General features: G+C 69.0%; 8 protein-coding genes. 3 read left to right on the top strand and 5 right to left on the bottom strand.

The features are described from left to right. The first annotated feature begins 112 nt into the window (after nucleotides 1–112). Nucleotides 113–2,098, top strand: a complete 1,986-nt coding sequence (gene otr(A), locus ACH4OW_RS37055) for a tetracycline resistance ribosomal protection protein Otr(A) (RefSeq protein WP_360132589.1) — start codon at nucleotides 113–115, stop codon at nucleotides 2,096–2,098. A gap of 55 nt (nucleotides 2,099–2,153) precedes the next feature. On the opposite strand, the gene ACH4OW_RS37060 is transcribed toward otr(A), so the two are convergent. Together ACH4OW_RS37060 and ACH4OW_RS37065 are read right to left on the bottom strand one after the other, a co-directional pair. Further along, nucleotides 2,154–2,849, bottom strand: a complete 696-nt coding sequence (locus ACH4OW_RS37060) for a LuxR C-terminal-related transcriptional regulator (protein ID WP_398032928.1) — start codon at nucleotides 2,847–2,849, stop codon at nucleotides 2,154–2,156. A gap of 438 nt (nucleotides 2,850–3,287) precedes the next feature. Then, the gene (locus ACH4OW_RS37065) at nucleotides 3,288–4,112 is read right to left on the bottom strand and encodes an alpha/beta fold hydrolase (protein WP_398032931.1); all 825 of its coding nucleotides are present in this window, start codon (nucleotides 4,110–4,112) and stop codon (nucleotides 3,288–3,290) included. Nucleotides 4,113–4,729: 617 nt separating this feature from the next. Here ACH4OW_RS37065 and ACH4OW_RS37070 point away from each other — a divergent pair. Continuing rightward, nucleotides 4,730–5,578, top strand: coding sequence for a BTAD domain-containing putative transcriptional regulator (locus ACH4OW_RS37070; RefSeq protein WP_398032934.1), 849 nt, complete (start codon nucleotides 4,730–4,732; stop codon nucleotides 5,576–5,578). Then, nucleotides 5,575–6,561, top strand: coding sequence for an S-methyl-5-thioribose-1-phosphate isomerase (gene mtnA / locus ACH4OW_RS37075; RefSeq protein ID WP_398032937.1), 987 nt, complete (start codon nucleotides 5,575–5,577; stop codon nucleotides 6,559–6,561). The genes ACH4OW_RS37070 and mtnA overlap by 4 nt, the downstream gene beginning before the upstream one ends. A gap of 6 nt (nucleotides 6,562–6,567) precedes the next feature. On the opposite strand, the gene ACH4OW_RS37080 is transcribed toward mtnA, so the two are convergent. The 3 genes from ACH4OW_RS37080 to aceA all read right to left on the bottom strand — a co-directional run. Then, complete coding sequence (locus tag ACH4OW_RS37080) at nucleotides 6,568–7,815, bottom strand: MFS transporter (protein WP_398032940.1); 1,248 nt, start codon at nucleotides 7,813–7,815, stop codon at nucleotides 6,568–6,570. Further along, nucleotides 7,812–8,423: a TetR/AcrR family transcriptional regulator gene (locus tag ACH4OW_RS37085; RefSeq protein ID WP_398032943.1), complete on the bottom strand. Its 612-nt coding sequence runs from the start codon at nucleotides 8,421–8,423 to the stop codon at nucleotides 7,812–7,814. Before ACH4OW_RS37085 ends, ACH4OW_RS37080 begins: the two co-directional genes overlap by 4 nt. Nucleotides 8,424–8,485: 62 nt before the next feature. Next, nucleotides 8,486–9,112 (bottom strand): isocitrate lyase (gene aceA, locus ACH4OW_RS37090; RefSeq protein WP_398032946.1); only part of this gene is annotated, 627 nt, incomplete at its 5' end.

Raw genomic sequence — 9,112 nt, forward strand, 5'->3', positions numbered from 1 at the left:
CCCCGCCGGGTGCGGGAAAGCAACGTCAGAGAGGGCGGAACGATGCGGCAGGCGACCACGAATCCGGCAGGAAAGGTCCGCATCACGACGCAGAGGAATCCGAACCCCCTCCATGAAGAAGCTGAATCTGGGCATTCTGGCCCACGTTGACGCCGGCAAGACCAGTCTCACCGAGCGCCTGCTGCACCGCGCCGGGGTGATCGACGAGATCGGCAGCGTGGACGCCGGCACCACGCAGACCGACTCGATGGAGCTGGAGCGGCGGCGGGGCATCACCATCCGGTCCGCCGTGGCCACCTTCGTCCTGGACGACCTCAAGGTCAACCTCATCGACACTCCGGGGCACTCCGACTTCATCTCCGAGGTCGAGCGGGCGCTCGGGGTGCTCGACGGCGCGATCCTGGTGGTCTCGGCCGTCGAGGGCGTCCAGCCGCAGACCCGCATCCTGATGCGGACCCTGCGGCGGCTGGACATCCCCACGCTGGTCTTCGTCAACAAGATCGACCGGGGTGGCGCGCGCCCCGACGGTGTGCTGCGGGAGATCCGCGACCGGCTCACCCCCGCCGCGGTGGAACTCTCCGCCGTGGCGGACGCCGGCACGCCGCGGGCCCGCGCGACCCCCCTCGGCCCGGACACCGACCCGGAGTTCGCCGTCCGGCTCGGCGAGCTGCTCGCCGACCACGACGACGCCTTCCTGGCCGCCTACCTGGACGAGGAACGCGTACTGTCCGAGAAGGAGTACGCCGAGGAGCTGGCCGCGCAGACCGGGCGCGGCCTGGTCCACCCGGTGTTCTTCGGGTCGGCGCTGACCGGCGAGGGCCTGGACCACCTGATGCGCGGCGTCCGCGAGTTGCTGCCCGCGGTCCACGACCCGGGGGACGCGCCGCTGCGTGCCACGGTGTTCAAGGTCGACCGCGGTACGCGCGGGGAGGCGGTCGCGTACCTGCGGCTGCGCTCCGGCACGCTGGGCACCCGCGACTCCGTGACGCTGCACCGCGTCGACCACACGGGCCGGGTCACCGAGCACGCCGGGCGGATCACCGCGCTGCGGGTCTTCGAGCACGGGTCGGCCACCAGCGACATCCGGGCGACCGCCGGGGACATCGCGCAGGCGTGGGGCCTGAAGGACGTACGGGTCGGCGACCGCGCCGGGCACCTCGACGGCCCCCCGCCGCGGAACTTCTTCGCCCCGCCCAGCCTGGAGACCGTCGTCAGGCCGGAGCGTCCGGCGGACGCCGGGCGGCTGCACGCGGCGCTGCGCATGCTCGACGAGCAGGACCCGTCGATCGACCTGCGGCAGGACGAGGAGAACGCGGACGGCGCGGTGGTCCGCCTCTACGGGGAGGTGCAGAAGGAAATCCTCGGCAGCACGCTCGCGGAGTCCTTCGGCGTGCGGGCCCGCTTCGACCCGACCCGTACGGTCTGCATCGAGAAGCCCGTCGGCACGGGCGAGGCGCTGGAAGAGCTGGACACGCGGACGCACAACTACTTCTGGGCGACCGTGGGGCTGCACGTCGGCCCCGCCGAGCCGGGCGCCGGCATCACCTTCCGCCTCGCGGTGGAACTGGGCTCACTCCCCCTGGCCTTCCACAAGGCCATCGAGGAGACGGTGCACGCCACCCTGCGGCACGGCCTGTACGGCTGGCAGGTCACCGACTGCGCCGTCACGCTGACCCGCACCGGGTTCGCCAGCCCGGTCAGCGCGGCCGACGACTTCCGCAAGGCCACGCCGCTGGTCCTGATGGACGCGCTCCGGCAGGCCGGCACCCGGGTGTACGAACCGGTCAGCTCCTTCGAGCTGGAGGTGCCCGCCACGCGGCTCAGCCCGGTGCTGGCGAAACTCGCCGAGCTGGGCGCCAACCCCGGCGTACCCACGGCCGAGGGCGACGCCTTCCGCCTGGAGGGCACGATGCCGACCAGCCTCGTGCACGACTTCAACCAGCGGGTTCCCGGGCTGACCCAGGGAGAGGGCGTGTTCCTGGCCGAGCACCGGGGCTACCGGCCCGCCGCCGGCCACCCGCCCGTGCGGCCCAGGCCCGAGGGCGCCAACCCGCTCAACCGGGACGAGTACCTCCTGCACGTGCTCAAGCGCGTCTGAACCGGACCGGACCGCGCCTCGGGCGGGGACCCGAGGCGCGGTCCGGTCCTGGGTTTCACGTACCGGCCTGTACCTGGAGGCGGGCCTCCGGCCGGGGGTACGGGCCGGTGTTGCTCCGGGAAATCCCCAGGATCAGCATGGATTTCGCCTTGTTCACGGCGTCGATCCGGGAAACCGCGCCCAGTTTTTCGAAAACATTGCTCAGATGGCGCTTGACCGTTGCCTCGGTGATGGTGAGACGAGCGGCGATCTGGCTGTTGCTCAGCCCCCGCGCCACATTCTCCATAATCTGCAGTTCGCGGGCGGAGAGCCGCGCCGTGGACGAATACGGGAGAGCCGCCATACTCTCCTTCGGCACGGACATGAATATCTGCCCAGGATGGCTCGTCACGCTACGAATCGCGGCCAGCACCTCGGCCCGCCGCAAATTCTTGGTCAGGAACCCGCTCACCCGCAGCTGGAGCGCCTGCTGAACGAGCGCGGGATGATGGAAAGAGGTCAGGACGATGCACTGCGACCGCGGCGACACCCGGTGCATGGCCTCGACCCCCGAGACCACTCCGTACGGCTCGGCCCCGTCCAGCAGGATCACGTCGGGGCGCAGCTCGGCGGCCATGCGCACCGCGGCCTCCCCGTTGGTTAAGCCGCCGACCACCTTGATGTCGGGCTGAGCGGCGAGCACGTCGCACAGCGTTTCCCTGAGCAGGGTCTGGTCGTCGACGACGAGGACGGTGATGACTTTGTTATCCATTCGCCCCTCCAGCACACAGAAACATGTCTGCATTTTTTGGTCGGACCCACCGGGAAGGTACGGCTAAAGCCGTCCCGACAGGACAAGCGGAGAGGGAACGATCGAGGAGATGGCGAGTCGCACGGTCAATGCGAGCAACGGCACCGAAAGGGCGGAGCCCAAGAGCTTCCCCCGTGTCACCAAAAACACCCCCACGCACCCTTTGGCGAGCAAAAGATTTTGCATACGCCATTTGCAACAGTACATGCCTAAGTGCGCACAGGGGCAAGGATACGAAGGTAAAAAGATCTTCTCTACAGGCCAAAGTGATGGCAAATCCCGCAAATTACCTATAGACGCGAGGCAGCTCGTGGTATAAGTCGCTCGCCTTTCCGGGCCACCTGATGCACGAGGGCCCGCGCCCCGGGCGAGGGTGGCGGGCCGACGCGGGCGCCACCGTTACGCCGGGTGCAGGAAGTCCTCAAGGAGACCGCACAACCGCGACGGCGCGTCCTCCTGGACCAAGTGGCCGGCGCCTTCGAGCACGTGCATCCGGGCGTGCGGCATGCAGGCTTTCAGCCGTTCGGCGTGGTCGATCGGCAGCCACGCGTCTTCCCGGCCCCAAGCGATCAGAGTCGGCAAGCGGAGGTCGCCGAGCCGGTCTTCGAGTTCACGGGTGAACCGCTCGTCGTTCAGAGCGGCCTGACGGTAGAACGCCCGCTGCCCGGCCTCCCCCAGCCAGGGAAGCACGAGAGCGTCGGCGGCCTCCTTGCCCAGACCCTTATGGCTCGCCGTGGCGATGTGAGCGCGCACCAGCGCTTCGTGCAGATGCCCCGGAAGCGACGCGAAGGCTTCGGGGTGTTCACGCGCCAGCCGGAAGAATCCGGTGCCCCAAGGACGCAGGGCGACGGTGTCCAGCAGCGCCAGGCGGCCGTACCGCATGCCGTCGAACACCGCCGACCGCAGCGCCACAGCGCCACCGAAGTCGTGGGCGACCACCGCGGGTTCGTGCAGCCCCCACTTGCGCATCAGCCCGGTGAACACCTCCTGCTGAGCCGCCAGGGAGACGTCCTGCCCTTCGGACTTCTGCGATGCGCCGTAGCCCGCCATGTCCCAGACGTAGCAGCAGTACCGGTCGGACAGCGCCGCCGTGACATGGCGCCAGATGTACGAGGAGAAAGGCGTACCGTGCAGGAACACGACCGGCGGCCCCTGCCCCACACACGCCCAGCGGACGACTCCCGACGGGCTCGCATACTCCTCGTCCAGTAGCCAGTCCGCCATGACACCTCCAGGCCGCTCCGCCGATTTCATGTATGAGTAGCCGTCACCGAGACGGCTAAACACCGTATGCCTCGTGTGAAGCATTGCCGAGTACCGTGCTGGGAAAAACTTAAACACCACAGCGCGTCAGGAATTCTTGCGGCACGCACGGCAGGCACCGCTAATCGGCCATCGTGATCGGCCGGACCGGGTCGGACCGGCACCTCGTCCGGAATGCGGACCGGTGAGGTGATCATCTCTCACCCGAAAGCGTGGCATGCAAAATCGACGCTGGTCACCCGGTGTGCCATTTCTGCAACCATCTTGGGACAATGCGGCCGGCCAGCGCGGGCCGCAACGCGCGTAAACCGGCCGTAAGCACCCATAGGCGATTCACCAGCAGAATGCACCCAAGGCAGTAGGTTCTCCCTGCATCTAGTTGGATGTCGGATGTGCTTCCGGTGGCTCAAAGCCGGGAACGCCCGGGATGAAAACACTTGACCGAGCGAAGAGCGGGAAGCATATGCTTCGCGATCTCTCGGTCGGCGCACCCTCCCCCTCCCCGCTCCCGAGATCCGTGTGCGCCACCGGATTCAGGACACTCCGGCGGTCTCTGGCAACCATCCAACGGAGGAAACATGCGGTTCGGTGTATTAGGCCCGCTCATACTGGAGGACGGTCAGGAATACCCCCTGCCGTCCGCCCCCAAAACCCGGCAGCTGCTGGCCCTGCTGCTCCTGCACAGGAACACGACGGTGCCCTTGGAGCAGTGTCTGGAGGAGATCTGGGGCCCGGACAGCCCGCGGAGCGCCGTGCAGAGCCTGCACACACGCGTGCTCCACATCAGGCAGGCGTTCGCCTGCGTCCCGCCCGTAGGGTCCCGGCGACGGGCGAAGGAACTGTTGGCCACCCAGCACCGCGGCTACCGTCTGAACGTCGGCCCCGAGAGTCTGGACCTGCACGCTTGTGACGCCTACGTCTCCCGGGCGCAGAAGGCGCAGGCCGCACGGGACGACCGGCAGATCCGCTCTTCGCTGAGATCCGCGCTCGCCCTGTGGCGCGGGCCGGTGCTCTCGGACGTATCGACCGGCACCTACTTGCAGTCGCACATCGTGGGATTGGAGGAATACCGGCTGAACCTCCTGGAACGGTGTCTGGAGGCCGAGTTACGCCTCGGCCTGCACCACGAACTCCTCCCGCAGCTCGGGCAATTGGTGGCGGAGCACCCGACCAACGAGAACTTCCACGCGCAGTACATGATCGCACTGCACCGTTCGGGGCGGTCGGCGCAGGCGCTGGACATCCACCGTTCCCTGCACGACAGCCTGAGCCGCGAACTCGGTATCGCGCCGTCTCCGAAGCTCGGCGAACTCCAGACGGCCATCCTCAATTCCGATCACATTCTCGACGCCCCGCCCGCGGACCGGCACGGCCTCTCACTGGACCTGTGCGCCGCGGACACCGGAAAAGGAGACGAGTTTTCGTGAAGCGGTCCATCGGGTGGGATAACGGGGCGGTGGTCGCGGTCGACCAGCGAGCCTTGCCCGACCAGTTGAAAGTGTTGCGGCTCACGGACACCGGACAAGTCGTCGCCGCCATAAAGTCACTGGCGATTCGGGGCGCGCCGGCAGTGGGTGTGGCAGGAGCACTCGGCGTGGCCCTGGCCGCTCATCTCGCGGACGCGGACGGTGAGGTCGGGGAGGCGACCGTGCGTGCGCAGGCCCGGCTCATCGCCGAAGCACGGCCTACCGCGGTGAATTTGGAGCGGGGCGTGCAGCGTGCGCTGAACCGGTTGCACGACGGCAAGGAGGCGGTGCTCGCCGAAGCCCTTTCGATGCTGGCCGAAGACGAGCAGGTGAACCGCGCCGCCTCTCGCCGGGCCGCGGAATTCCTGCGGGATTGCCTGCCGGCCAAACAATTGCGGGTGCTGACGCACTGCAATACCGGTCGTCTGGCGACGGCAGCCTGGGGTACGGCGCTCGGCGCCATAAAAGAACTCGCCTCCGCCGGGCTGGTGGCCGAGGTTCTGGCGGGCGAAACGCGTCCGCTGCTGCAAGGCGCCCGTCTGACGGTGTGGGAACTGGCGGAGGCCGGTATCCCTCATCGCCTCTGCGTCGACGCCGCCGGTCCTGCCGCGCTCGCCGCCGGGATGGTGGACTGCGTCGTCGTCGGCGCGGACCGGGTCGCCGCGAACGGGGACGTCGCGAACAAGATCGGGACCTACGCCCTGGCCGTGGCCGCGCAGCGGGCCGGCGTTCCCTTCGTGGTCGTCGCACCCGAATCCACCCTCGACCCGCGCACCCGGAGCGGTGCGGACATCCGGATCGAGGAGCGGCACGCCGATGAGGTCACCCACCATGCGGGCACGCGCGTCGCCGCGCGGAATACGAAGGTGTTCAATCCCGCGTTCGATGTGACGCCGTTCGAGTTGGTCACCGCTGTCATCACGGAAACCCGCACGATGCGTTGACACCGCTCAGATGCGTTCGCGCGTTTCGGAGTCCCGGAGCGGCGAAGCCGTCGCAGAGCTCGCGGCCCTCCGGCCTCGTTGCGGTGCCGGCCGGGCCAACGGGGTGAGAAGGGTGATCGCCGCGGTGAGCAGAAACGCGGCGTCGAGGCCGTTCCGGTCGGCGAAGGCCCCCAACGCGGCCGGTCCGGTGACGGTACCGAGCCCGAGGAAGAAGACCGTGGCGCTGAACCCCGTGGCGGGGTGTTCGGGAAAGACCTGGTAACTCCACACCGCGAGCAGGCCGGAGGTCGCCATGAAAGCCGGTCCGTAGAACACGGCGGACAGCGCTACCGCGGGCAGCGAGTCCGGGGCGGCGCCGAGGAGGGCGATGGCCAGTGCCAAGGCGAGGAACAGGCATAGCTGTGCGCGGCGCAGGCCCAGCCTGTCGATGAAGGCTCCGGCCGCCACTCCCGCGGTTCCGGCCAGTCCCATCAAGGTCCAGAACAGGGGGACGGCCAACTGGTCGGCGGAGAGGTTCCGTGCCACGGTATCCGCCGCGAAAGTCCAGTAGACGGCGCCGATCAGTCCGTAGGAACCCGCGGTCACATAGAGCGGCACGGTCGCGGTACGGGCGAACCAGCGCCAGCCGGGCCCCTTCTCCGGGTGGCGGGTGCGCGGGGAGGCCGGGCCGCCGGGCAGGACCCAGGCGTTGAGCAGGGTCACGGCGAGGGCCGCGACGGCGAACGCGCTCCACGCGTACTGCCAGGCCGGCCCGGTCGCGAAGATGGCCAGCGGCCCGGCCACGACCACGGCGAAAGCCGTGCCGCTGGGAATCAGCGCCATCAGCCGCTCGCGGCGGTCGGCCGGCACCATCCGGGCCACCGCGTCGGAATACGGTGCCCATACGAAGCCCGGGCTCAGCCCGGCGAGGATCAGGCCGGCGGCCAGTGCGCCGGTGTTCCCGGCGAACGCCACGAGGAACATGCCGGCCGCGGCGGACACACCGCCCGCGATGACCAGTGGCCGTGGTCCGCAACGCCGGGAGAGCACACCGACGAGCAGGAGCGACACCATGTAGCTGATGTAGGTGGCGCTGCCGATCAAGCCGATGAGGGAGACCGACAGCGAGAAGTCCCGGCGCATCTCGGGCAGGAACAGCCCGTATCCGTAGCGCGCGAAGCCGAAGGTCACCCCCTGCGCCGTGACTCCCGCCAACCCGACCTTCCAGGTCAACGGCAGCCTCGGTGTGCTCCGGCGCGTCGTTGTGTCCCTCACCGTGCCTCCTCTTCGGTCCGCCGCGGCCAGGTGTCGAGCAAGCGGGCGACGGTCCGCTGTGCCTTGGTCACGGCATCCGTGACGGTGCCCAGCGCCTCGGTGGTGGTCGCGCCCTCGTACAGCATGAGCAGGAGGTCGACGAGTTCCCCGGCATCCGCATAGCGCGCCTCGTCGACCCACTCCGCGAGGCGTGCGCGGTGGGCGGCCTTGTGCGCGGCCACAACGGCCCGCGCGGGGTGGTCCCGGCCCCCCAGCTGGGCGGCGGCATTGGCGAAGGCGCACCCCCGGTGGCCGGGCCGGCGGTGGTAGACCGCCAGCGCGTCGAACACCGCCTTGATGCGCGCCACGGGGTCGGGGCCGGCCGCCTGGCACATGTCGTCCAGGAGGCCGCGCCAGCGCGCGTCGCGCTCCTCCAGATAAGCGACGACCAACGCGTCCTTGCCGCCGAAGTGCTTGTAGAAGGTCATACGGGCCACGTTCGCGGCCTCGATCACGGCGTCGACCCCGGTGGCGTCGACGCCCTGGCGATAGAACAGCTCGTCCGCCGCTTCCAACAGCCTGCTACGAGCGGACGGACGCGGCGCGGTGTCTGCTGTGAGCGGACTCATGGCAGCAAGTATACGGAACGTTCTATCTACTCGCAGGGCGACGCGCGGCACGGCTCCTCACCTCACCGGAACTGTTGCTCTTCGGTGGAGCCGCGCAGCGCGGTGGTTTCGGAGGCGGGGTTGATGGCGGCGGCGATCTGGTCGAAGTAGCCGGTGCCGACCTCGCGTTGGTGTCTGACGGCGGTGAAACCGTGGCGCTGGGCGGCGAACTCGCGTTCCTGGAGGTCGACGTAGGCGCTCATGCCGTGGTCGGCGTAGCCGCGGGCGAGGTCGAACATGGCGTGGTTGAGGGAGTGGAAGCCGGCCAGGGTGATGAACTGGAAGCGGTAGCCCATCGCGCCCAGCTCGCGCTGGAACTTGGCGATCTGGTCGTCGTCCAGGGCCGCGCGCCAGTTGAAGGACGGCGAGCAGTTGTAGGCCAGCAGCTGGTCGGGGTACTGGGCGTGGACGGCCTCGGCGAACTCGCGGGCCTGGGCCAGGTCGGGGGTGGCGGTCTCCATCCACAGCAGGTCGGCGTAGGGGGCGTAGGCCAGGGCGCGGGCGATGGCCGGGGCCATGCCGTTCTCGATGCGGTAGAAGCCCTCGGCGGTGCGTTCGCCGGTGCAAAAGCGGGCGTCGTTCTCGTCGATGTCGCTGGTGAGCAAGGTGGCGGCGAGGGCGTCGGTGCGGGCGACGATGACGGTGGGCAC

Origin of the sequence: Streptomyces sp. NPDC017056 (assembly GCF_044332485.1) — a bacterium.
Taxonomy (GTDB): domain Bacteria; phylum Actinomycetota; class Actinomycetes; order Streptomycetales; family Streptomycetaceae; genus Streptomyces.

Excerpts from the sequence above, each read along its gene's own strand:
- ACH4OW_RS37060 (WP_398032928.1), bottom strand. The coding sequence starts at position 2,849 with ATGGATAACAAAGTCATCACCGTCCTCGTCGTCGACGACCAGACCCTG.
- ACH4OW_RS37065 (WP_398032931.1), bottom strand. The coding sequence starts at position 4,112 with ATGGCGGACTGGCTACTGGACGAGGAGTATGCGAGCCCGTCGGGAGTC.
- ACH4OW_RS37085 (WP_398032943.1), bottom strand. The coding sequence starts at position 8,423 with ATGAGTCCGCTCACAGCAGACACCGCGCCGCGTCCGTCCGCTCGTAGC.
- ACH4OW_RS37070 (WP_398032934.1), top strand. The coding sequence starts at position 4,730 with ATGCGGTTCGGTGTATTAGGCCCGCTCATACTGGAGGACGGTCAGGAA.